This is a genomic window from Pseudomonas sp. S2_B10, assembly GCF_054668425.1.
Genome location: NZ_CP162768.1, coordinates 35,702 through 58,254, shown reverse-complemented (window position 1 = coordinate 58,254; position 22,553 = coordinate 35,702). Strand labels below are relative to the sequence as shown.

The 22,553-nt window shown below is 58.4% G+C and carries 19 protein-coding genes and 1 tRNA gene; 11 read left to right on the top strand and 9 right to left on the bottom strand.

Annotated elements, in window-relative coordinates; translation table 11 throughout:
* Positions 1-371: 371 nt before the first annotated feature.
* Positions 372-1,433 (bottom strand): SDR family oxidoreductase, encoded by a 1,062-nt coding sequence (locus AB4O45_RS00260; protein WP_460160900.1) that lies wholly within the window; start codon positions 1,431-1,433, stop codon positions 372-374.
* A gap of 104 nt (positions 1,434-1,537) precedes the next feature.
* Here AB4O45_RS00260 and AB4O45_RS00255 point away from each other — a divergent pair, with 104 nt between their 5' ends.
* On the top strand, positions 1,538-2,164 hold the full coding sequence (locus AB4O45_RS00255; protein WP_460160899.1) for a dTMP kinase: 627 nt from the start codon (positions 1,538-1,540) through the stop codon (positions 2,162-2,164).
* Between the two features lie 120 nt (positions 2,165-2,284).
* Here the strand turns inward: AB4O45_RS00255 and AB4O45_RS00250 are convergent, their stop codons facing one another.
* Positions 2,285-3,397, bottom strand: coding sequence for a hypothetical protein (locus AB4O45_RS00250; RefSeq protein WP_460160898.1), 1,113 nt, complete (start codon positions 3,395-3,397; stop codon positions 2,285-2,287).
* Between the two features lie 126 nt (positions 3,398-3,523).
* Complete coding sequence (locus AB4O45_RS00245) at positions 3,524-3,865, bottom strand: helix-turn-helix domain-containing protein (RefSeq protein WP_252876304.1); 342 nt, start codon at positions 3,863-3,865, stop codon at positions 3,524-3,526.
* Between the two features lie 221 nt (positions 3,866-4,086).
* On the opposite strand from AB4O45_RS00245, the gene AB4O45_RS00240 reads away from it, so the two are divergent.
* The 4 genes from AB4O45_RS00240 (at position 4,087) to AB4O45_RS00225 (ending at position 7,597) form a co-directional block, all read left to right on the top strand.
* Positions 4,087-4,344: a DUF2357 domain-containing protein gene (locus AB4O45_RS00240; protein WP_191636956.1), complete on the top strand. Its 258-nt coding sequence runs from the start codon at positions 4,087-4,089 to the stop codon at positions 4,342-4,344.
* A gap of 118 nt (positions 4,345-4,462) precedes the next feature.
* Positions 4,463-4,951: a nuclease domain-containing protein gene (locus AB4O45_RS00235; protein WP_460061358.1), complete on the top strand. Its 489-nt coding sequence runs from the start codon at positions 4,463-4,465 to the stop codon at positions 4,949-4,951.
* A gap of 224 nt (positions 4,952-5,175) precedes the next feature.
* A tRNA-Lys gene (locus AB4O45_RS00230) sits at positions 5,176-5,250 on the top strand.
* A 25-nt stretch (positions 5,251-5,275) separates the two neighbouring features.
* A complete protein-coding gene (locus AB4O45_RS00225; protein ID WP_460160897.1) occupies positions 5,276-7,597 on the top strand; it encodes a hypothetical protein in 2,322 nt (773 codons plus the stop codon).
* Between the two features lie 190 nt (positions 7,598-7,787).
* On the opposite strand, the gene AB4O45_RS00220 is transcribed toward AB4O45_RS00225, so the two are convergent.
* The 5 genes from AB4O45_RS00220 to AB4O45_RS00200 form a co-directional block, all read right to left on the bottom strand.
* Positions 7,788-8,303, bottom strand: a complete 516-nt coding sequence (locus AB4O45_RS00220; RefSeq protein WP_056786019.1) for a cupin domain-containing protein — start codon at positions 8,301-8,303, stop codon at positions 7,788-7,790.
* Between the two features lie 103 nt (positions 8,304-8,406).
* Positions 8,407-10,809, bottom strand: coding sequence for a TonB-dependent siderophore receptor (locus tag AB4O45_RS00215; RefSeq protein ID WP_460160896.1), 2,403 nt, complete (start codon positions 10,807-10,809; stop codon positions 8,407-8,409).
* 67 nt (positions 10,810-10,876) lie between these two features.
* On the bottom strand, positions 10,877-11,827 hold the full coding sequence (locus AB4O45_RS00210; protein ID WP_460160895.1) for a FecR domain-containing protein: 951 nt from the start codon (positions 11,825-11,827) through the stop codon (positions 10,877-10,879).
* Entirely contained in the window at positions 11,827-12,336 is a 510-nt protein-coding gene (locus AB4O45_RS00205; protein ID WP_150635318.1) for a sigma-70 family RNA polymerase sigma factor, read from the bottom strand. Before AB4O45_RS00205 ends, AB4O45_RS00210 begins: the two co-directional genes overlap by 1 nt.
* An 81-nt stretch (positions 12,337-12,417) precedes the next feature.
* Complete coding sequence (locus AB4O45_RS00200) at positions 12,418-13,314, bottom strand: helix-turn-helix domain-containing protein (protein ID WP_460160894.1); 897 nt, start codon at positions 13,312-13,314, stop codon at positions 12,418-12,420.
* Positions 13,315-13,476: 162 nt separating this feature from the next.
* Between AB4O45_RS00200 and AB4O45_RS00195 the strand changes: the two genes are divergently transcribed.
* From AB4O45_RS00195 to AB4O45_RS00175, 5 genes are all read left to right on the top strand, one after another.
* Complete coding sequence (locus AB4O45_RS00195) at positions 13,477-14,835, top strand: glutamine synthetase family protein (RefSeq protein ID WP_041480368.1); 1,359 nt, start codon at positions 13,477-13,479, stop codon at positions 14,833-14,835.
* A gap of 187 nt (positions 14,836-15,022) precedes the next feature.
* The gene (locus AB4O45_RS00190; RefSeq protein ID WP_460160893.1) at positions 15,023-16,111 is read left to right on the top strand and encodes a polyamine ABC transporter substrate-binding protein; all 1,089 of its coding nucleotides are present in this window, start codon (positions 15,023-15,025) and stop codon (positions 16,109-16,111) included.
* Positions 16,108-17,409, top strand: coding sequence for an NAD(P)/FAD-dependent oxidoreductase (locus AB4O45_RS00185; protein ID WP_150635323.1), 1,302 nt, complete (start codon positions 16,108-16,110; stop codon positions 17,407-17,409). Before AB4O45_RS00190 ends, AB4O45_RS00185 begins: the two co-directional genes overlap by 4 nt.
* 244 nt (positions 17,410-17,653) lie before the next feature.
* The gene (locus AB4O45_RS00180) at positions 17,654-19,309 is read left to right on the top strand and encodes a PqiB family protein (protein WP_252876296.1); all 1,656 of its coding nucleotides are present in this window, start codon (positions 17,654-17,656) and stop codon (positions 19,307-19,309) included.
* A 17-nt stretch (positions 19,310-19,326) separates the two neighbouring features.
* Complete coding sequence (locus AB4O45_RS00175) at positions 19,327-19,875, top strand: PqiC family protein (RefSeq protein ID WP_095180019.1); 549 nt, start codon at positions 19,327-19,329, stop codon at positions 19,873-19,875.
* A gap of 6 nt (positions 19,876-19,881) precedes the next feature.
* On the opposite strand, the gene AB4O45_RS00170 is transcribed toward AB4O45_RS00175, so the two are convergent.
* On the bottom strand, positions 19,882-20,820 hold the full coding sequence (locus AB4O45_RS00170; RefSeq protein WP_305965242.1) for a site-specific integrase: 939 nt from the start codon (positions 20,818-20,820) through the stop codon (positions 19,882-19,884).
* 241 nt (positions 20,821-21,061) lie between these two features.
* On the opposite strand from AB4O45_RS00170, the gene AB4O45_RS00165 reads away from it, so the two are divergent.
* On the top strand, positions 21,062-22,441 hold the full coding sequence (locus tag AB4O45_RS00165; protein WP_460160892.1) for a UDP-glucose 6-dehydrogenase: 1,380 nt from the start codon (positions 21,062-21,064) through the stop codon (positions 22,439-22,441).
* Positions 22,442-22,553: the final 112 nt, after the last annotated feature.

Genomic DNA, 22,553 nt, shown 5'->3' with positions numbered 1-22,553 from the left:
GTTTAATCCTCCGACTTGTCGTCAAGAAAGTGGAAGCCGTTCAGGTGCTCCCAATGACAGCTGTCAGGCACAGGAGCACTGCGCTGGCCGTGGGCGCAGTTCATCGTGCTGGTGTATCTCGCTTGTGTCTGAGGGGGCGGGAAGATCAATGTTGTGTAACGTGTTTGCGTCCGTACACACTTGGATACAGAGCGATACCTCTGGAAGGCGCTATTTTGGAGTTGGGATATATGATCGGCTGCGTACTGCCGGTGACTGGCAGGAGGATTTCACAGGGCGAATGAAAGTCGCAGATGTGGGGGGCGAGGGCGTGGAAATGACTGTTGAATGAGGGGGCACGCCAGGTGCCCACCTTATCTGTCTGGAACCGCCTAAGGTATCAAGCGCATCTCCCGCAGCCTGTCGAACACGTCAAAAAATGCCTGATCACTCGCCTGGTAGGCAGTGAAGCCCATCAGTCGGCTTTTCGACATATCCGTGACCACTTCGATCGGCCGGCCAAGGTCTGCATCGGTATGCCATGGGGAAATCAGACGTCCAATGTCGGACTCTTTCAAACCGTGCTCGGCGACTATTTGCGCCCATACGGCTTGATCGTCCGCCATCTGCTTCTCTAGAGGAGAAGGTGACGCAGGATAGTCAGCAGCAGGCAGGTCGAAGTATTCGGCAATTCGGCTCCACATCCATTTCCAGCGGAATACATCGCCATTGGTGATATTGAATGCCTGATTTGCCGCAGCCGGCGTGGTGGCCGCCCACAGTTGCTGTTTCGCCAACTGCCGCGCATCGGTCATGTCGGTGAGGCTGTCCCACTGCACCCTGGAACCGGGAAACACAAAAGGGCGATTGGTGTGCTTGCAAATCGAGGCATAGACGGCGAGGGTGGTCGCCATGTTCATCGCATTGCCCACGGCCACCCCAGTGACGGTATGCGGGCGATGAACGCTCCACGTGAAGCCATCCTTTTCAGCCGCGGCGAAGAGTTCGTCTTCCTGAGCGTAATAGAAATTCTCGACATCCAGACGACCCTGTTCTTCGCGAAACGGCGTCTGTGGCAGGCTGCCCTTACCATAGGCTTCGAAAGGGCCGAGGTAGTGTTTCAGGCCGGTAACCAGTGCTACGTGTTTGACGCTTTTCGCTGGGCGAATGGCGGCGAGGACGTTGCGCACCATGGCGGCATTGACGCGAATGTTCTCGGCCTCCGTGGCTTGCCGCGACCATGTGGTAATGAACACATGCGTGGGTTTCACATCCCTCAGCGCCTGTTCCAGAGAAGCAGGATCCTGAAGGTCCGCCGCGACAGGGATCACGCCTGGCGCTTGCGACGGATGCCTCGACAGCGCGGCGACTTGCCACTGGTTGTCGATGAGTAACTGGGTGATGGCGCTGCCGACAATGCCGCTGGCGCCCACGACTAGAGCTGTCTGGGTCATAGGTTTCTCCTGAATTCAGGTTTGGGAGTCCGCCTGAGCAGAAGAGGTTCAACCTGAAAATCCGTTAGAGTGCGCGCTACTCCCCGTTAAAGCCTGTGAGAAAAATGACTCGTCCGCTGTTTGTCGCTCTGGATGGCCCCAAAGGCGTCGGCAAAACCTCGCTGTTGGAGGCCATCACTGAAGTCCTGAGGGCAGACAACCAGAAAGTGATCCGACTGTGCGAGAAAAAAAGCGACCCGTTCAGGGGCGAGACAATGCATCTGGTGAACCGACTCGTCCGTCATCCTGATCGGGATCTGGAACTGGAAGTCTGCCAACGCCTCGCTGATAGCCGCAGCTGGATTTCCCGAAACGTGCTGACCAGACAACCCGCCGACAGCATCATCCTGATCGATCGCTGGTACCCGTCCGATGCCGCGTTTCGCCGGATAGTCCCGTTTGCTGAAATCCTGCAATTAAACCGTGATCGCAACGTTCAGGTGCCCGACCTGCATGTTGGCGTGGTCACGGCGGCGGAAATTTCGTGGGCGAGGGCGGGGGCGCGACGGCGTGGCTTGAGCAGTACTGTGCTTCGCGGTCTGGAGGAGCATGTCGCTTGTACTGAGGCGTTTGAGGTGGCCGCTGCCGATCAGGGTTGGTTTTTGTGTCGGAATGAGGGAACGATCGAGGAGGCGACGGGGCGGGTGGTAGGGGAGATTAATCGGGTGGTGAGCCGTCTACGCGTTCCTTAGCGCCAGTCCCTCAGGGCAGATCACGGTCGACTAAGAAAGGCAGCGCGGAAAGTGCCATTGCACAAAAAAACGGGGCTCCAGCGTTGCGAATATGTGCTGGAGCCCCGCATCGATCGGCTATCAGTCGAAACTCAGTTCCTGAGTCTTGATGTGATTGGCCACTGCGCCGGAGATGGCGTCGAAGATTGCTTTTTCATTGTTGCTGTAGACCTCCATGTCGAGATCCAGGGTAATGGCTGCGCTGCGGATCATTACACCTTCATGGTGGTAGCTGACAAACAATGAGTGCCAGTCTGTGAATTCCACATCCAACACGAGGTAAACCACCGTCACCGAAGCCATGCCCTGGTCGTTCTTGATGGGGCCAAAGGCGACAGTCGTGCGGCCGTCCTTAGTACTGGCCTTGTTCCACCAGAAGGTCATGAAGTCATGGGTGCCCGAATCGTTGGGATCCTTGGCCAAGAGCGTCGCGAGCTGCTTGAAACTCTCGAGTTCCGTCGCTCCCAGATACGTGCCAACGATGGTGGTCAGCAAACTACCGATGTCCACGTCACCAGAAGAGACATCCTGCCTGACCTGGCCGCCGCTCGCTGCCTTCACGGTGAAGCCCAGATCGGTCAGTTGGTAAACCACAGCATCGAACCATTGCTTCGTCTGCAGATAGTCCGTATTGGTGATGTCCACGCCCTTGCTTTTCAGGACAGCACGCGCAGCCCCCTGTGCGTAGAGGTTCAGGTGGGAGTATGCGCTGACCTGCTCCGGGGTAGCATCGGTCATGGCATAAACCAACTGCGAGTCGATGGCTGTGGCGTCGATTGTCGTCGTAGTTCCACCGGTTAGCACGCTGCCCAGCTTAGGCGGCGCAAGGGCAGGCCATGCGCAGGTGATGATCCTGCTCGTAAATCCCACACCATCGCGAAGATAGGCTTGACGAGAGCGCCAGTCGGGATGGGAAGTGCGGTCGATAGTGAAAGGGACGTCACGCAAGCCTTCGGGAGGGTTACCTATGGACTTGTCGATTGCCACGTTGAGTCTCTTCAGAAGCCCGTCGCACTCGCATTTCGCGAAAACATTCAGATGGTAGTTCAGGCCTTCTGTGTTGGTGACTTGCACGTGAGCACCAGCCCCCAGGGCCGCTTGGCAAGTTGAGATGTTCCGACCGAAAAGGCTGAACGTTTTCTGGGACTCGAACTTCACTTCTACATCAGCTTTTGCAGATTCCTTAGTGCACATGATGATCTCCAGCTCATACCCAGGCGTCATTGCTCGGGCATCTAGAAGTTATCAATATCGGACCCTTCGTGAAGCTCAGTCGGTTGAGCATTGCTCACGAATTGCCCTGAAAATATTGCGTGGCGCTCAAGTTGCTGGAGTGGTTACTTCATCAAGAAACTTGGCGAGGTTACGAACATCGTTGTCGGCCATTCTTTCAATCACGTCCGCGAGCGCTTTGCGATGCGGCGCGTCATGCATGGCGCCGAGCGTATGCTGTCCACGGCCGAGCAGAAGCCAATCGGCATTGACGTTCAGCTCGACGCACAGCTTGGCGAAGTTCTCCATACTGATTGGCTCTGAACGAAACCACCGACTGAGGGCGCTGTCCGTCACACCGATTCGGTGTGACAGCGCGTAGAGTTTTGGAAACCCACGAAGGGTATATGCGAACTGAAGTCTCTCGCCGTAGCTTTTGATGCCATGCATTTCCATATCTATCTTCGTCCTTTACTCGGAGAGGCATCGAAAGCTTCAGAAGTCCGCAGCCTCTCCGGGTTTAAGGCGGGTGAAGCCCCCAAGAGCGAATCGAGTGTGGTGAGAGGCACATGGCAGCGCGCCAACGATTGCTCTCGGCCATGCTAAAGACGAACTCATGTGCAGTGATATGAACTTTGCCGACTGAGAGCTCAGGCAGGTGTCCGGCCAAGGTGATTGTCTGGTTCGAGCGATTATGGCCTGAGCGCCAGCCAACGACTTGGTTTGCGAGGCTGAGGCGCTATGGGGATCGGTTTCACCGCGCGCTTAAACAGATATCTCAGCGGCCGTTAACAACCTTGAAGAGTGATCGCACGTCGGTGAGTGCGCACACGGTCAAGCGGTTGGACTCCGCATCCGTCTGCATACGCGCGAGCTTATCGGTTTGGTTGGTACGCGTTGCGTTCAGGTTGGTTGGGAAAGGATCCTGATGAGACGCTGTGGGTCAGCCCAACATGGGAGGTTTATGAGCGGTGGTGCTTTGTAACTGTAGTCTCACAGCCGCAACGTCAGTTTCCTGAACTCGTCTGGAGTCGTGAATATCGATCGATGGGTTTAAAAGAAATCGTGTGGCGGGGAATAGCGGCTGATGTGACCGTTGAAGCATGTTACCAAGTCCGATGCCCAGCGATTGATCAACCTGCGCATCGCGGTTTTCAAAGCATATCGCGAGAGCGATATCCGGACATCGTCGTGACGTTGGACTCGCCTTCGACGAAGCGCTTCTTGGTTTTCGATGCGAAGTATCGCAGCGCCCGCGCCAGCCTCCTGGATGCAATGGAGTCAGCGCACATTTATCACGACAGTCTCCAGTGGAAGGGCATCAAGCCTGACGTTTCATTGCTGCTGATACCTAGGGCAGACAAAGTAACGGCGCTTATCAGCCCGACTTATCATGCGGACTATGGGGTCGGAGCCTGGCAAATCAGTGCAGAATCAGAAGGGGAGGCACTGGGGATCGAACTCAAACGAATTCTGAGTGCAATACCAATCGCGGCCGCTCCAGCCCGTACAATTGCTATTGGAACGGCGAAGTAATCGATTACGCACAGTAGCGCTAAACTCGCTGACAATCCCGCAACCCGAAATAAAGTCGTCGGGCTCCAGGCGTATTGGTTCGCGACGCCGGTGCAAAGGACTCGATCAAACTGCGCTGGTCTTGACGACTCTTCCCGAGATCACCTGATTACGTTCAGGTTCACAAGCGGCAATGTTTTCGATCTTCACAATCGTTCAGCGCTGGTGGACAATCCGCGCTCTGTTCCGGGGTAGTTCAGCGGTAGAACACTCGGCTCTTAACCGGGTGGGCGCTGGTTCGAATCCAGCCCCCGGACCCACAACATCGCAGGCTCGGAAGGACTCATGCTCAGGGACGATAGGGAATCGAATGCGAATGCCGGCATAGGTGCCGGCTATGCAGCCTTTCAACTGTCTCGGGCACTCGCTGCATCGGGCCTCGACGATAACGGACAGACGAGCAAGCGCATCGAGCGCTGGCGCAATGTAATCGAGCACATATTGCAGGGATCTGCGTCGTATGGCTCACGAACTCCATTCGCGGATGTGCCTGAGTGGGTCACGCTGGAAGTCGTCACGGGAGGTTTCGCCACTGGGCAGTACATGGCCGGTGGCGCACTGACCGAGTACGAGCGACATTTGGCTGCTTCGATTCCTGGTATCCGTCCTGGCTTCGAGCGACTCGATCTCAACACTTGGCACCTTACGGAGGAGGGGATTGAGGTACTGCAAACGAAGCTGGCGAGCGGGGATTATCGAATCGAGGTGCCAGAAGAAGCTGCACTGCTGACGGTGGCCTGGTTGCTGGGCCAACAACGTACAGAGAACGCATGGGACCTGGTTGAAGCGATAGCGCCTTTCTTTGAAGAGCTGCGATTCTTTCCGATGGCTTCTGACGGTTCGCCGCTTTCAGCAGGGCAAGTGCAGGTTTTTACTGTCGGTGATGTCAGAACCGTGCTTTCAAACCGCCCAGCACAGACGCGTCTGGCAGCGCAAAAACATGTCGTCGAGACTCGCTTGCCGCTCTACGATGCGGCGGTGTCGCTTTTCCTTTTGACGTATCAGGATGATTGGCCTTGTCGCCGGTACCCCGAGGGCTGGTTTGAGCAGGCGAATATTCTGAAGCGGCAGTTCGATGCTTCTTGCCCCAGCGCTTCAGGTGAAGCTGAAAGCTCAAGGGATCGGGCAGGGGAGTTGTTTGCATTGCTGGGGAGTTGCGCTAGCGATGCGGCGTCGCTTACGGGACGGCAAGTCGGACGAATTCGCAGGATCGTCGACGATTTCGTACGCAAGCATGGTCATCCCGAATCCGAATCTCATCAAAAGCACAGAGAGTCTCAACGCAGTCACGTGTCCTCACCCGGGCACCATCTATTTGCTAAAGCGGTTGCCGCACGTCTGAGCAGGTATCCCGGTTCGGACGGAGTTTCCGACTTTTCATCTCTGCTGCAACCCGTTACCTGCGAAGAAGCGACCGCATATTCGCTGTTAACAGGTATCGGCATTCCTACTGATATTCGTCGACGCGTCGAGCGGTGTCGAACGGGCACAATTGCCGAGCTGATCGATAAGGGATTGATTACATCCGGGGATACCGTGGCGCGGCTGCTGCCAGCGATAACGGCTGAGATCTGCAGTGCAGGATTTCGCGATATGTCGCTGCGGATGCTCTCTGTAGCAACCTATCGCGCCTTTCGACAACGCCGCTCATTGTTGCTGTTGGATCTGCAAAGTCAGGTCAGGATGAATGAATTGCCGTGGGTGGCGGCTGTTGAGGACCAGCGAGAAACGGACGCGGTGGTCGCTGACGCAGCCAGACAGGTCCTGATCGAATGCGCAGCGATGACTCTTTGCGCTTTTCCTCAAGCGATCCTGCCCAACAAACTCATTCAGGAATTTGCTGCGCTTGGTGCGATGGCCAAGCTGGATCTGCCTTTTGTTGAAGAAGTCGCCTCGGACATTTTCATGGGCGCTTTCTCGAACAAGTACATAAGAGCTGCCAGGCAGGCGGCATCTTTGACAGGTGGCACGCTATACGCCAATTACTACGACATTGATGCAAGCCAATTGGCGATGCTTCCTGATCAACCGAAATCCAGGCGGAAAAGGTTCTCCAGACCTGACGCTAGTTCCAGGGACGCATTGGCCAGATTGTGCTCCCAGCGGGCTGATGCGGGCCTGGGGACATGGCGACCGGCGACTAACGGGAAAATCATCGAGCAACAACAGATCCTGACGACGCAAAACCTTGCGCTGTTGTTTGGTGAGCTCGGGTTGAAGGCGCTGTTGCAGTATCGCCTGGCTTCGATGGCCGAGGAATGCTTCAGATGGATATGCGTACGCCAGCAGATGAAGTTGCGGTTTTATCACTCCAGCCTGGTGGTGATCAAAAATACGGCTTATGCCTGGCGGCAAATGGTCTTTTATCTAGCGATGCTAGATGAGGCAGAAATGCGTTTCGCGATTGAACGTATCGAAGCTCATTTCGCGATTCAGCCTAGTGCATTTCGTGAAAGGTTTCTGCCGGCGATTAGAGGATTGCGAGTAGCGGCTTCTGGCGCACCGTTGACCGAGGCTCGCCAAGCAAGCGAAGGTGCTCAGGTTTTTATCGGATGGACTACCGAGAGACATTGGTTGTTGAAGCAGCAAACGAATGGCGTTGCTTAGACTGAGAGGTTGGGAGTGGTGGATCTGATATCTAAAGCCTGAGGCCATTCGCATACATGATTTAACATAATATACATTACACGTAACAAGATGTTACAGGGTTAGCGTGGTTGCCCGAGAGATTTGAATCTGCGCGGTCGCTTCAAAACCAGCTTTCCCTGCAAACTGCATTTGTCCCAATCTACAACTCTCAATCTTCACCGCGCGTAAGCATTTCAATCAGCGCTCCATGCTGCGGATACTGTGCCGTGAGTTTTGCGCGATTACCGACTTCCATGTCCGCGAAATCAAACCCAGGCGAAACCGCTTCGCTGATCAAGCCAAAGCCATTCGAGCCTTCCAGCAATCGAGAGGCTTTCCAGATTCCACCCGGTACGTGCAATTGCAGTTGCTGACCAGCCAAAACATCGCTGCCCATCACCAGCGTTTGCAGTGAGCCGTCGGCGTGGATCAGGTTGTATTCGATGGCGTCGCCCAACTGAAAATAATGCAGGATGTCGGATTGGTTGAAATGAAACTGGCCCGCCGGCGATTGCTCAGTGAGCAGATAGTAGATCGAGGTCAGCAGATATCGCGTGCCTTGCTGCGTTTCGAGGCAGGCACGGTGATCGGCTTGATAGGTTCTGCGGTAATAACCGCCCTCGACATGGGGCTGTAGATTCAGCGCAGCAATCACATCTGTAGCATTCGGCTTGCGCTGAATCATGGCCTTCTCCGTTGCAGGTACGGTTTTTTGTTAGCTCAACTAAACGGTCATTTAGTGTAGTTAACGTATTTTCGACGACGATCGACGCACTTACCCTGCTCCGTTAGAAGTCTACCGCCGCCGACAGCAGATACGTCCTCGGCGTAGAAAGCGTCAACCCCGGCTCACTATCATCCGATGCACCCGCCGAGCTCCAATAGCGTTTATCCAGCACGTTTTCGACATTTGCGCGCAAGGTGATCGTCTTCTCGTCCAACTTGAAAGCATAGCGTGTGCCTACGTCGAACCGTTCCCAGGAGTCGATTTCCTTATCATTCGCCTGATCCAGATACTGCGAACTCGAATAGATTCCACGACTGGTCAATGTCAAACCCTGCACAGTCGGCACGTCCCACTCTGCACCAAGGTTGACGTTGTATTTCGGTGTTGCCGGTGCGCGGTTGCCGTCGAATGTACCGTTGGTGGTATCGGTCAGTTCGCTATCGATGTACATCACCCCGCCGAGCAATCGGAAGCCCTTCAGCGGTTCGCCAAACACGCTCAGTTCTACGCCGTTGTTTTCGCGTTTGCCGTTCGGGCCGAAGACTCGTGTGGTCGCATTGGTTTCGTAGGCAGGTTGTTTGATGCGGAACACCGCTGCCGTCAGCGCGTATGAGCCGGCGTCGTACTTGGCGCCGACTTCGACCTGGCGGCTGATGAATGGCGGGAAGATTTCGTCTTCGTTGATCGACGTCGATGGCGCGATCTTGCCTTGGCTCAGACCTTCCATGTAGTTGGCGTACAGCGAAAGTTTGTCCGTCGCCTTGAACAGAATCCCGCCCGACGGCGAGACCTTTTCTTCATCGTAGGCCGTATCGCCCTTGATGCCGTCGCTCCAGTCATCGACTTTGACCCGCTGCCAGCGCGCGCCCAAAGTCAGCAGCAGTCGATCCTCGAAGAAACCGAGCGTGTCGGACAAGGCCACGCCGCTGAAGCGATTTTCGGTGTAGACCTTGGCGTCATTGCGGGTCGGCGTGCCGGGTCTGGCTGTTTCCACCGGGTCGTAGAGATTGCTGCGCCCGGCTGCGTAACGGGCGCCGCCGTTTTCGAAGTCCATATAAAAGTAGTTGGCCGCCAGGTTCACTTCATGGCTGACCGGTCCGGTCTGGAACCAGTTGCGCACCCCAGCGGTAGCCGTGCGAACGTTTTCGTCGCGAGTGAAGTCGCGCGGCTGGACGCTGAAGTCGCCGGCGTCATTGGTCACTGAAACCGCGTGGCGCAAGAAGTCGTGATTGCTTTTGCGTGCGCCGACGCCGCCATACAGCATGACCGAATCGCTGACATCGAACTCGCCGTTGAGCGTGCCGAAAGTGTCTTTGGTTCGCGCCCGGCTCCAGGGTTGCGCATAGTTGTCGCGCACATCATTGGCGTTCGGCACCTTGGCGTTGGTCGCGACTTGCACGCGTTCCTGCGGTGCGTCGGTGTCGCGTTCGGTGTGGCCGATATCGGTGGAAAGTCGCAAGCGTTCACCACGGAAATCCAGACCGAGTACTGCCATGTCGCGATCGACACTCTGATGATCCCATTCGGTATCACCGGACTGTTTAACCCCGTTGAAGCGCACCCCGAATTGATTGTCTTCGCCAAAACGCCGTCCGACATCCACCGCGCCGCCGACTTGATTGTTCGAGGCGTAATTGGCTGTCAGCGAGGTGATCGGCTTGTCGGTCGCGCGTTTCGGCACGACGTTGATCCCCCCTCCTACACTGCCCCGTGGCGAAATCCCGTTGATCAATTGGCTCGGGCCTTTGAGGATGTCGACGCGATCGGCCATTTCCATATCAATCGTGTAAGTCGGCAACACACCGTAGAGGCCGTTGTAGGCAACATCACTGTTGAACAGGCTGAAACCACGGATGGTGAATTGCTCATAGCGGCCACCGGCCGGGTTGGTGGCGCGTACCGAAGGGTCGGTACTGATCAGATCGCCGAGCGTGCGCGCCTGTTGGTTTTTCACCGTTTCGCTGGTGTAGGTGGTCATGCTGAACGGGGTTTCCATGAAATCCCTGGAACCCAACAACCCTTGCGAGCCACGCCGCGCGACCTGACCGCCAGCAAACACGTCGGCATCCGCTGAACCGCTCGCGCCGAGAATGGATGTCGGCGCAAGTTGCAAGGTGCTGCCTTGCGCTGCGGGCACCAGCGTATAAGCCTGATCGCCGACCGGTTGCAGCTGCAAACCCGAACCCAGCAACAACCGGCTGAACCCCTCCTCCACGCCATATTCACCGGACAAACCATTGCTGTTGCGGCCGCTGACCAGTGCCGGATCCACCGACAGATTGACGCCGGCGAGACCGGCGAAGCGCGTCAGCGCTGTACTCAGACTACCGGCCGGCACCTGATAACTGCGGCGACTGCCATCGTCGGCCCAGCTCGATTGGATCAACACGGGGCTGGCACTCAGGCTCAGCAAAAGGCTCAACTGCAACAACGGACGCAAACGACCTGGAAATACTGCGGGCATTGGAAGAAGCTCTCGATTTTGTTCACTTGCCTGGAATGACCAGCGAGGCGAAAAAAAGGGACAGGCTTCAGCCAGTTTTTTCTGCACGCGGTACCAGTGACACCCAAAATCGCGTTCGCGTATGCACATCGACGGGCAAACTGGCAGCCAGCAGTGCCAGCACTTGATCGGTATCGTCGAGGCGAAAGCTGCCAGTGACGCGCAGCGATTCCAGCGCCGGATCCCAGCGCAGAACACCCGAGCGGTAGCGACTCAGCTCGCGGAGGAAATCACCCAGCGGCTGGTTTTGCGCCATCACCACACCGTCGCGCCACCCGGGCATCAACGCATCGAACGCCGTCACCGCCCCGGCGCCCGAAGCTTGCAGGCTGACTTGCTGGCCTTGCTGCAATACCAGCGCCGGGCCGTGCAGTGGCTGCAATTGCACCGAACCACGCAGCACGCAGACCTGGCAATCGCGCGCATTGAGGCGCACCGAGATGTCGCTGTGTTTGACGATCATCCGTCCATAAGGCGCGTTGACGATAAAGGCTGAATCGCCTGCCGCGTTGAGCGCCATCTCGCCACGAATCAGCGTCAACTGACGTGCCGCCAGATCGACATTAACCGCGCTGTCGGTGTTGAGTTGCAATGAATAATCCTGGGCCAACTGCACTTTGCGCCGCTCGCCAGTGCTGGTGTGCAGGTCGGCGCGCCAGACCTCCAGCGGCAGCTCCCGACTGATCAACCACACCGCCGGCACTAGCGCTGCCACGCCCAAAGCACGCTTGAGAGCAGCGCGCCGCGCCGGATCCGGCCGATCCAGCGTGGCCAGGGCAAGCGCCGGGGGCAAGCCTGCAAAGCGTTGACGCAGTTGTTGAATTTTCTGCCACGCGTTCTCGTGGCGACTGTCGCTGGCGCGCCAATGCTGTAATCGCGCGTGATCTTCCTCGCTGGCACAACCGGACTCGAGCAGTGCCAGCCAGTGCGCCGCTGCCCGCGCCACTTCCCGCGTTTCCTCGCTGGGTGCAACGCGCATCAGAGATCCACCAGCAAACAATGCTCGTACGCCTGGGCCATGTAACGTTTCACCGTGCGCTCGGAAATCTGCAAGCGCTCGGCAATCTCGCGGTAGCCGAGGCCTTCGAGCTGGCTCCAAAGAAATGCCCGACGCACCGCACGCGGCAAGCCATCGAGCAATTCATCCAGCGCTTGCAAGGTTTCCAGCAGCAACCAGCGCTGCTCCGGCGACGGTGCGCACGCTTCCGGCAATTGCGCCAAGGCATCGAGGTAGGCTTTTTCCAAGTGGCGCCGCGTGTAGAAATTGCTAAGCAGGCGTTTGCCGACGGTGAGCAAATACGCGCGCGGCTCGCGCAACTCGGCCAGTGGCGGCGCGTTACACAGGACGCGTAGAAAGGTGTCCTGACTGAGGTCCGCCGCATCCCACGCATTGCCCATGCGCCGGCGCAGCCAGGTTTCCAGCCAGCCGCGGTGCTCGCGATACAACTGCTGCAGGCTCTGCTCCGACGGTGACGTGGCTTCAATCATCTCAAGAGACCCTGCGCGAAGGTAGATTCAAATGAGACTGATTCTATTTAACTTCTGCGAGGACACAAAGCCTTTTTCTGCTCAGCGCTTGAGCGTTTCGCTCGGCAGCTCCTTGAACAGCGCGCGGTAACTGCTGGAAAACCGCCCCAGATGCCAGAACGACCAGCGCATCGCCACTTCGGCAACGGTGGTTTCGCAAGGTCGGCGCTTGAGCAATTCACGGTGCGCACTGTTCAACCGCCTCAGGCGTAACCAATGGCTCGGGGTCATCCCGGTGTAGGCCTTGAAAGCCTGTTGCAACTGGCGCAGGGGTACGCCGGCAACGTGGGAAAGTTCGAGCAGATTGACCGTGTCTTCCGGCGAATCAGCCGCCCACTCCCCTACTCGCTTCATGATTTGGCGTTCGTTGTTGCGCTGCTGCAATCCTCCACGATCAAGACGGGTTTGAGCGTTGTCGAGGATGAACAGGCAGTCCTCAAGCAACTGCTGAGTCAGGCGATCTTTATCAAGTGGATCAGTAGCTTGCGACAACTTCGTGAGAATAGAGCTTAACCAGCCGCTGAACAAAGCGTTCTGTCCGCAGTTCAGCGGCGCCATGAACAAACCTTCGAGCTTGGCCACTTGCAAACCGTGCTCGCGGACAAAATCCGGGCCGAACACCACAGCGATTTCCCGGTAGTTCTCCGGGGTGATCCAGATGTTGCGGCTCTCTTCGTTGAGCAGATACAGCGCGTTGTCACTGCGATCAAAACAGAACGCCAGAGCCCCGGATGGCGCACTGAAATTCTGCTCGACCCGGGTGTTCATCTGTTCTTCGTAGACCTCGACGCCCTGCAGATCCAGATAGCGAATCTGCCCAGCGAAATGCCCCGGCGACATCTGCTGGTAATGCTGGACCCAGCCCGGTGTAGCGCGGATTTGCTCGGCCACATCGGCGGTATTGAACGCTTGAACCTGAAGCGGATTGCACGTTGTCATGGGGTGACCCTGCGCACTCTTTTGGTGCGCTTTGGTGCTGCTGAAAGTGGATAGATGGAATCGCAAGCCGCGCCCAAGATAGTCGCCAACGCGCCACAGGGGAAGGGGCGGAAGATGAAACCCGCCCTCCCCGGCGTCTACAAAGCCAATAACGAGGTCTTTATGAACGCCCCTTTCGATCAGCTGTTCACCTGGCTGAAAGATCACAAGATTACCGAAGTCGAATGCGTGGTCAGCGACCTGACCGGCATCGCCCGCGGCAAGATTGCACCGACCAACAAGTTCCTGCATGAGCGCGGCATGCGCCTGCCGGAGAGCGTGCTGCTGCAAACGGTAACCGGGGATTTTGTCGACGACGACATCTACTACGACCTGCTCGACCCGGCTGACATCGACATGGTCTGCAAGCCGGTTTCCGACGCCGTGTACGTCATTCCTTGGGCAATCGAGCCGACCGCCATCGTCATCCACGACACCTTCGACAAGTTCGGCAACCCGATCGAACTGTCGCCGCGCAATGTGCTGAAGAAAGTCCTGCAGCTTTATACCGACAAGGGCTGGAAGCCGATTGTCGCGCCGGAAATGGAGTTCTACCTGACCCAGCGCTGTGAAGATCCGGACCTGCCGCTCAAGGCACCGCTGGGTCGTTCGGGTCGTGCGGAAAGCGGTCGCCAGTCATTCTCGATCGATGCCGCCAATGAATTCGATCCGCTGTTCGAAGACGTCTACGACTGGTGCGAACTGCAAGGTCTGGATCTCGACACGCTGATCCACGAAGACGGCCCGGCGCAGATGGAAATCAACTTCCGCCACGGCGATGCGCTGGATCTGGCTGACCAAATCACCGTGTTCAAACGCACCCTGCGCGAAGCAGCGCTCAAGCACAACGTCACCGCGACGTTCATGGCCAAACCGATCGGCGACGAGCCCGGCAGCGCCATGCACTTGCACCAGAGTGTGGTCGAGATCGCGACGGGTCAGCCGATCTTTGCCGATGCCGAGGGCAACATGAGCGAACTGTTCCGTCATCACATCGGTGGCCTGCAGAAATACATCCCGAAAGTGCTGCCGATGTTCGCGCCGAACGTCAATTCGTTCCGCCGTTTCCTGCCGGACACCTCGGCGCCGGTCAACGTCGAATGGGGTGAAGAGAACCGCACTGTGGGCCTGCGTGTGCCGACATCGGGACCTGAATCGATGCGCGTGGAGAACCGCTTGCCCGGCGCCGACGCCAACCCCTATCTGGCGATTGCCGCGAGCCTGCTGTGCGGCTACATCGGCATGGTCGAGAAGATCGAGCCGAGCGCGGCGGTCGAAGGCCGGGCCTACGAACGGCGCAATCTGCGCCTGCCCATCACCATCGAAGAAGCCCTGACGCAGATGGAAGACTGCCCGAAAGTTGCCGAGTACCTGGGCAGCAAATTCGTCCGCGGTTACGTCGCGGTCAAACGCGCCGAGCATGAAAACTTCAAGCGCGTGATCAGCTCCTGGGAGCGTGAATTTCTACTGCTCAGCGTCTGACGGCGCGCCCGTCCCTGTGGGAGCGAGCCTGCTCGCGAAGACGGCCGCACAGTTGATCGTTCCCACGCTCCCGCGTGGGAATGCATCCCGGGACGCTCTGCGTCCCATCCAAAGCCGAACGCCGAGCGTCCGTTGCGGCATTCCCACGCACAGCGTGGGAACGATCATTACAAGAAGAGGTGTCGATATGCGTCTATTGAAATCCGTACTCCCGGTCGCGCTGAGCGTGCTGTTCAGTGCAGCAGCCCACGCCGAGCCCCAGGTCAGCGTCTACAACTGGACCGACTACATCGGCGAAACCACCCTTGCAGACTTCCAGAGCAAGACCGGGATCAAGGTGATCTACGACGTCTTCGACTCCAACGAAACCCTTGAAGGCAAACTCCTCGCCGGCCGCACCGGTTACGACGTGGTAGTGCCGTCCAACCACTTCCTCGCCCGTCAGGTAAAGGCCGGCGCGTTCATGAAGCTCGATCGATCACAGTTACCAAACTGGAAGAACCTTGACCCGAAACTGCTTGAATTGCTTGAGAAAAACGATCCAGGCAATGAGCACTCGGTGCCCTATCTGTGGGGCACCAACGGCATCGGCTACAACGTCGACAAGGTCAAGCAAGTGCTCGGCATCGACCACATCGATTCCTGGGCCGTGTTGTTTGAACCGGAGAATCTGAAGAAGCTCAGCCAGTGCGGTGTGTCGATGATGGACTCCGCCGACGAAGTCTTCCCGGCCATCCTCAACTACATGGGCATGGATCCGCGCAGTGAAAACCCTGAAGACTACAAAAAGGCCGAAGCCAAGCTGCTGAGCATCCGTCCGTACATCACCTATTTCCATTCTTCCAAGTACGTGTCGGACCTGGCCAATGGCGACATCTGCGTCGCGTTCGGTTACTCCGGCGATGTGTTCCAGGCGGCCAACCGCGCCAAGGAAGCGAAGAACGGCGTCAATATCGCTTACGCCATCCCCAAGGAAGGCGCCAACCTGTGGTTTGATCTGCTGGCGATTCCCGCTGATGCGAGCAACGCCAAAGAGGCCCATGCCTTCATCAATTACCTGCTTGATCCGCAGGTGATCGCCAAGGTCAGCGCCACCGTCGGCTACGCCAACCCGAACCCGGCGGCCAAGCCGTTCATGGATGAGGAACAGGTCAACAACCCTGAGGTTTATCCGCCGCAGTCGGTGCTCGACAAACTCTACATTTCCTCGACCCCGCCCCAGGCGATCATGCGTCTGATGACCCGGTCGTGGAGCAAAGTGAAGTCGAACAAATGAATCAGCACAATTCACAGCACGCCCGCTCCTGGTACGCCGCTTCTGCGCGGGCGAGCACGGCCTACCCTGCGCTAAACGGGGATTTGATTGCCGATGTCTGCGTGATCGGTGGCGGTTTCACTGGCGTCAATACCGCGATTGAGCTGGCGCAGCGCGGTCTGTCAGTGGTTTTGCTCGAGGCGCGACGTATCGGCTGGGGCGCCAGCGGGCGCAATGGCGGGCAGCTGATTCGCGGCATCGGCCATGAAGTCGAGGGTTTCGCCCGTTACGTTGGCCAGGACGGCGTGCGCTATCTGCAGCGCGCCGGCATCGATTCGGTGGAGCTGGTGCGCCAGCGCATCACTGACAACGCCATCGACTGTGATCTGCGCTGGGGCTTTTGCGAACTGGCCAACACCGCCGCGCAATTTGCCGCGTTCCAGCAAGAGCAGGACAGCCTTGCCGAACTCGACTATGCCCACGCAACGAGGCTGGTCGGGCCGGAGCAGATCCGGCAGCAAGTGGTCGACGCCGGTGTGTACGCCGGCGGATTGATCGACATGGGTTCGGGCCATTTGCATCCGCTTGATCTGGTTCAGGGCGAAGCGCGTCTCGCCGCGTCGCTGGGCGTGCGGATCTTCGAGCAGAGTCCGGTCCTGGAAATCCTCCATGGCCCGACCGTCGAGGTGCGCTGCGCCACCGGTTCAGTACGCGCCGGCAGCCTGGTGCTTGGCTGCAACGCGCATCTGGATGACCTCGAGCCGAAACTCAGCGGCAAAGTGCTGCCCGCCGGCAGTTACATCATCGCCACCGAGCCGCTGGACGAAAGCCGTGCCGCGCAGTTGATTCCACAGAACCTGGCGCTGTGCGATCAGAAAGTCGGGCTCGATTATTACCGTCTCTCGGCGGATCGACGTCTGCTGTTCGGCGGTGCTTGTCATTACTCCGGGCGCGATCCGGCGGATATCGCCGCCTACATGCGACCGAAAATGCTCAAGGTGTTCCCGCAACTGGCCGACGTGCGCATCGACTACCAATGGGGCGGGAAGATCGGTATTACCGCCAATCGTTTCCCCCAGGTTGGCCGGCTCAAACAGCACCCGAACGTGTTTTACGCGCAGGGCTATTCCGGCCATGGCCTCAACGTCACCCATTGGTGCGCGAAATTGCTGGGCGAAGCCATTCACGCCGGGCATAGCCAGGGCATGGACGTGTTCAGCAGCGTGCCGCACATGACCTTCCCCGGCGGCCCGGCGTTGCGTTCGCCGTTGTTGGCGCTGGGCATGTTCTGGTATCGCCTGCGCGAAATGCTCGGCTGAGCCCGCCACGACTCTGGCCCCTGTAGGAGCTGCCGAAGGCTGCGATCTTGGGACGCAGAGCGTCCCGGGCTGCATTCCCACGCAGAGCATGGGAACGATCAGGTCGCAACCTTCGGCAGCTCCTGGACTGCAATCGCGTCCCACGCCAGCTATACACATTTGCTCTATCGCCAAGCACTTCTATATTGATGAAGTGCTTTTGCGTTCCTGACGCTCAGTGCCCGATTAATTGAGGAGGACATGGATGAAGTCGTCAGCCAGCGACGAGCCGCGAGCACCCGGTCAGGCGCCGATCAAAACCCGCCGATTCGGTATCTCGCTGGTATGGATCGTGCCGATCGTGGCGGTGCTGGTGGGCATTTCGCTGGTGATTCACAACATCCTCCAGGAAGGCCCGACGATCACCGTCACCTTCAAGACCGGCGATGGCCTGACCGCCAACAAGACCGAAGTCAGGTACCGCAACGTAGTCATCGGCCATGTCTCCGATGTTGAACTGGCCAACGACCATAAACACGTCAACGCCACGATCAAACTCGCCAAGCAGGCCGAAGCCTTCACCCGCGAGGACTCGCAATTCTGGGTGGTACGTCCGCGCATCGGCGCCGGCGGGGTATCGGGCATCGACACATTGCTGTCGGGCGACTACATCGGTGCCGACATTGGCCAGGCCAATACCCGCTCAAAAAACTTCAAGGGTCTGGAGAACCCGCCGCCGATCACCTACGGCGAACCGGGCAAGCGCTTCACCCTGCACACCGCCGACCTCGGCTCGCTGGACATCGGCTCCCCCGTCTATTACCGCAAGATCCCGGTTGGCCAAGTGGTGTCCTATGCCTTGGACCAGGACGGCAAAGGGGTCAACATCGAAGTCTTCGTGCATTCGCCAAATGACGCCTACGTCACCGAAAACACCCGTTTCTGGAACGCCAGCGGCATCGACATCAATGTCGGTGCCAACGGCTTTGCGGTGAAAACCGAGTCGCTGTCGACCCTGCTGGTGGGCGGCATCGCTTTCCGCGCTCCGGATTACAGTCCCAACGATTCGCCAGCCAGTGAAGACAAGGGTTTCGAACTGTTCGCCGACCAGGCCACCGCCCTCGCCCCGCCAAACGGCAAGGCACAATATCTGGCGCTGCGCTTCGATCAAGCCTTGCGCGGGCTCAAGGTTGACGCGCCGGTGGAGTTCCTCGGAGTTGAAATCGGCCGGGTGGTGGCAGTCAATCTCGACTTCGACGAGGTCAAGCGCACCTTCCCGGTGAATGTCGGCATCGTCATCTATCCGCAGCGTCTGGGCCGCGCTCACACGAAAATGCTCAAGGCTTACCATGGCGACGAAAACGATGAGGCCACCGGCGCGCGCCTGATCGGCACGTTCATCGAAAACGGCCTTCGCGCCCAGGCCCGCAACGGCAACCTGCTCACCGGTCAGTTGTATATCTCCCTGGATTTCTACCCCAAAGCGCCGAAAGTCGCTTTTGACCCTACGGCACGGCCGGTGACCATTCCGACCGTCCCTGGCAGCCTCGAGCAATTGCAGGAAAAACTCGAGGCGATGGTCAACAAGATCAACGCATTGCCGGTTGAACGCATCGCCAGCAACCTCGACGGCAATCTGGTCGAGCTGCGCAAGGGCCTGAAGCAGTTCAACGCCAGGACTCTGCCGGGTGTACAGAGCACCCTCGCCGACGTCAGCAAGACCTTGCAGTCCGCCAATTCGACCCTGGCCGAGGATTCACCGCAACGTGAGCAGTTGACCGAAACCCTCGACGAACTCGGGCGCATGTCGCGCTCGTTGCGAGAGCTGTCGGATTACCTCGGTCGCCACCCTGAGTCGCTGATTCGCGGACGCCCCGACAACGCCGCGCCGCTGGACCTCAAAGGACCGCCACGCAATTGAGCACAGGAGCTGCATCCATGGTTTTACCGTTGAAGATCTCCCTGCTCGCTGCGCTCGTGCTGCTGGCCGCGTGCCGTAGCGACCCGATCAGCTTCCATACGCTGACCCCGGCGCAACCGGGTGCCAGCCGCAACGGCGCCGACATCGCCATCGAAAGCATCAGTGTGCCGCCGCAGGTCGATCGCGCGCAGATCGTGATTCGCCAAGGCAACAGCGGCGTGGCCATCCTGGATACCGATTGGTGGAGCGCCACCCTTGCCGATGAGTTGCGCGGTGCGCTGGTCGATCAATTGAGCGGCGGCGTCGGCCAGCAGCGCGCTTCCGTGCGAATCGACGTGCAGCGCTTCGATTCGATTCCCGGTCAGTACGCCTTGATCGACGTGAAATGGCGAGTGCGCCCATTAGGTGCGGCGGACGCGGCCCTGCTGAGCTGTCGCTCGGTGTTGCAGACGCCTTCAGGGCCGAGCATCGACGAACTGGTAACCGCGCAACAGAACAACATCAAACGCCTCGCTGCGCACATCGCGCAGGGTGCCAGCGGCTCGCGCTGCCCGCCGCAGACCTGACACCGTTTACAAATCGAAGCGATCCACCGCCCGCCGCCGCTCGTTGTCATCGCGCACATCGTAGTTGGCAGTCGTCTGGATATTGCTGTGATGCGCCAGTTTCTGCGCGATCGACAGGTCGTGCTCTTCGATCACCCGGGTGATGAATGAACGACGGAAGTCATGGGGCATGATTTTCACCCCGACCTGCGTACCGCGCTGGCGGGCAATGTAGTAAATCGCGTGTTTGGTGATGCGCTCGCGGGTGATGTGGCTGCCCCGGCGAATACGGTTGAACAGAAACGCATCGTCGCTCTCACCTTCCTTGAGCTGTGAACGACGCAGTTCCAGCCAGGCATCGAGCTTGGCAAAGGCCCAGGCCGGCGCGTATTTGATCAACTGCTTGTTGCCCTTGCCGGTCACCGTCAGGCTGCGTTCGTGAAAGTCGACCTGGCTCAGATCCAGATCCACCGATTCCGACTTGCGCATGCCGGTGCCGTACAGCAGCGCAATCACCGCCGCATCACGCAGGCCCTGCGGGCGCGGGTCGGCAGCGCAGACTTCCATCAGTTCATGAATCAGCGTGCGCTTGAGGTTGCGCCCCTGGGACAGCCGCGTGCCGGCTATGCCTTTGACCGACCGCATCTTCAGCAGGTGATCCTGGCTGATCAGGCTCATGCGCCATGCTTCGTTCATCACCCCGCGTACGGCGTTCACGTACAGCGACGAGGTGTTCGGTGCATAACCATCGGCACGCAAAGCGGCGACCAGCGCCACCACGTCTTCCGGTTGCAGGCCGTGCCAGGGGATTTCTTCGATATCGACGTCCTCGAAACCGAGGCGGTCAGCGGCGTCTTGCAGCACATAACGCATGGTCAACTGGCTGGAAGGTGCCAGTCGCGCCAGGTAAACGGTCAGCGGATTGTTGTTGGACGGTGCAGGTTGGGTACTCGACAAATCACTCAAACGAAACGGCCTTGAAATAAAAAACGATTCAACAAAAACAATAAATGCATGAAATGAAACGCAAAAAACGGCATGACTCGATGACAAGGGTTACCGCGAAAGGCCCACAACCTGCCGTTCGAGGCGGTAAAAGTCAATCGGGCATTCCCCGAACGGTCTGTTTGCTGATTCTTCAGCAGTAGGCGAACTGAAACATCGCGCTCTTATGTTCAGTGCAGGGAACTGCGAGCAGGAGTGCGGCATGAAGATCACGGTGTTTGGCAGTGGTTATGTCGGTCTGGTGCAAGCGGCGGTGCTGGCCGAGGTCGGTCACGACGTCGTGTGCATGGATGTCGACGCGCAGAAGATCGAGCAATTGGGCCAGGGGCACGTCAGTATTTACGAGCCGGGGCTGGCCAGTCTGGTGCGTGAAGGCCTGGATTCGAAACGCCTGCAATTCACCACTGATGAGCGACTCGCGGTGTTGCATGGGCGTGTGGCGTTCATCGCGGTGGGCACGCCGTCACGCGAGGATGGTTCGGCGGATCTGCGCTACGTCCTGTCGGTTGGCGACGCGATTGCCCGGCATCGCGAGCAGCCATTGATCGTGGTGGAAAAGTCCACGGTGCCGGTGGGCACGGGCGACGCTTTGCGCAGCCACATCGAAAAGGCCCTGATCAGGATTGGCCGCCTGCTGCAATTCGATATTGTCTCCAACCCGGAATTTCTGAAGGAAGGTTCAGCGGTTGCTGATTGCCGGCGACCGGATCGCATCGTCATTGGTTGCGAAGGCACTGAAGTGCGCGATGTGATGCGCGATCTGTACGCGCCGTTCAACCGCAACCATGACCGCATCCTGTTCATGGATTTGCGCAGTGCCGAGCTGACCAAATACGCCGCCAACTGCATGCTGGCGACCAAGATCAGCTTCATCAACCAGATCGCCGAACTCGCCGAGCACCTTGGCGCAGATATCGAAGCAGTGCGCCAGGGCATCGGTGCCGATACGCGGATTGGCTATCACTTTATCTATCCGGGTTGCGGCTACGGCGGTTCGTGTTTTCCCAAGGACATGCGCGCGTTGATTCACAGTGCCGAGCAGGCACATTGCTCCAGTGATCTGCTGCAAGCGGTTGAGGCGATCAACCAGCGCCAGAAGCACAAGCTCTTTGAGCGCATCAACGCGTTCTACCGGGGTGATTTGCGCGGCAGGACCTTTGCCCTGTGGGGCCTGGCGTTCAAGCCCAACACCGACGACATGCGCGACGCGCCGAGCCGGGTTCTGCTAGAAGATTTATGGGCTGCCGGGGCCAGCGTGCGCGCGTTTGATCCAGAAGCCATGGTGGAAACCCAGAATCTCTATCCAAACGAATCAAAACTGATGCTGATGGGGACGCCGGAATCGGTACTGGCCGGCGCCGATGCGTTGATCATCTGCACCGAATGGCAACAGTTCAAGGCCCCGGATTTCGAGCTGATCAAACAGCGCCTCAACAGCCCTGTGATCTTTGACGGCCGTAACCTGTACGACGCCGAGCGCCTGGCGCGCAATGGCTTTCAGTATTTCCCGATGGGGCGCGGTGAATCGTGCAAGTTGCCGATCACCTTGCGGCAGTGGCCGGCGGCTTCGGATGTGGCTTGAACTGGCTCGCTGGTGGCCAGTGATGGCAGTGGACTGCACACAGACCCTGTGGGAGCTGGCTTGCCAGCGATGACGGAATATCAGCCGATTCAAATGTTGCCTGACACACCGC

Bases quoted from the DNA above. Each gene is read 5' to 3' on its own strand.
- AB4O45_RS00200 (WP_460160894.1), bottom strand. From the start codon at position 13,314: ATGACAACGTGCAATCCGCTTCAGGTTCAAGCGTTCAATACCGCCGAT.
- AB4O45_RS00195 (WP_041480368.1), top strand. From the start codon at position 13,477: ATGAACGCCCCTTTCGATCAGCTGTTCACCTGGCTGAAAGATCACAAG.
- AB4O45_RS00205 (WP_150635318.1), bottom strand. From the start codon at position 12,336: ATGATTGAAGCCACGTCACCGTCGGAGCAGAGCCTGCAGCAGTTGTAT.
- AB4O45_RS00245 (WP_252876304.1), bottom strand. From the start codon at position 3,865: ATGCATGGCATCAAAAGCTACGGCGAGAGACTTCAGTTCGCATATACC.
- AB4O45_RS00260 (WP_460160900.1), bottom strand. From the start codon at position 1,433: ATGACCCAGACAGCTCTAGTCGTGGGCGCCAGCGGCATTGTCGGCAGC.
- AB4O45_RS00165 (WP_460160892.1), top strand. From the start codon at position 21,062: ATGAAGATCACGGTGTTTGGCAGTGGTTATGTCGGTCTGGTGCAAGCG.
- AB4O45_RS00190 (WP_460160893.1), top strand. From the start codon at position 15,023: ATGCGTCTATTGAAATCCGTACTCCCGGTCGCGCTGAGCGTGCTGTTC.
- AB4O45_RS00220 (WP_056786019.1), bottom strand. From the start codon at position 8,303: ATGATTCAGCGCAAGCCGAATGCTACAGATGTGATTGCTGCGCTGAAT.
- AB4O45_RS00235 (WP_460061358.1), top strand. From the start codon at position 4,463: ATGGGTTTAAAAGAAATCGTGTGGCGGGGAATAGCGGCTGATGTGACC.
- AB4O45_RS00255 (WP_460160899.1), top strand. From the start codon at position 1,538: ATGACTCGTCCGCTGTTTGTCGCTCTGGATGGCCCCAAAGGCGTCGGC.
- AB4O45_RS00185 (WP_150635323.1), top strand. From the start codon at position 16,108: ATGAATCAGCACAATTCACAGCACGCCCGCTCCTGGTACGCCGCTTCT.
- AB4O45_RS00180 (WP_252876296.1), top strand. From the start codon at position 17,654: ATGAAGTCGTCAGCCAGCGACGAGCCGCGAGCACCCGGTCAGGCGCCG.
- AB4O45_RS00250 (WP_460160898.1), bottom strand. From the start codon at position 3,397: ATGTGCACTAAGGAATCTGCAAAAGCTGATGTAGAAGTGAAGTTCGAG.
- AB4O45_RS00210 (WP_460160895.1), bottom strand. From the start codon at position 11,827: ATGCGCGTTGCACCCAGCGAGGAAACGCGGGAAGTGGCGCGGGCAGCG.
- AB4O45_RS00225 (WP_460160897.1), top strand. From the start codon at position 5,276: ATGCTCAGGGACGATAGGGAATCGAATGCGAATGCCGGCATAGGTGCC.
- AB4O45_RS00175 (WP_095180019.1), top strand. From the start codon at position 19,327: ATGGTTTTACCGTTGAAGATCTCCCTGCTCGCTGCGCTCGTGCTGCTG.
- AB4O45_RS00215 (WP_460160896.1), bottom strand. From the start codon at position 10,809: ATGCCCGCAGTATTTCCAGGTCGTTTGCGTCCGTTGTTGCAGTTGAGC.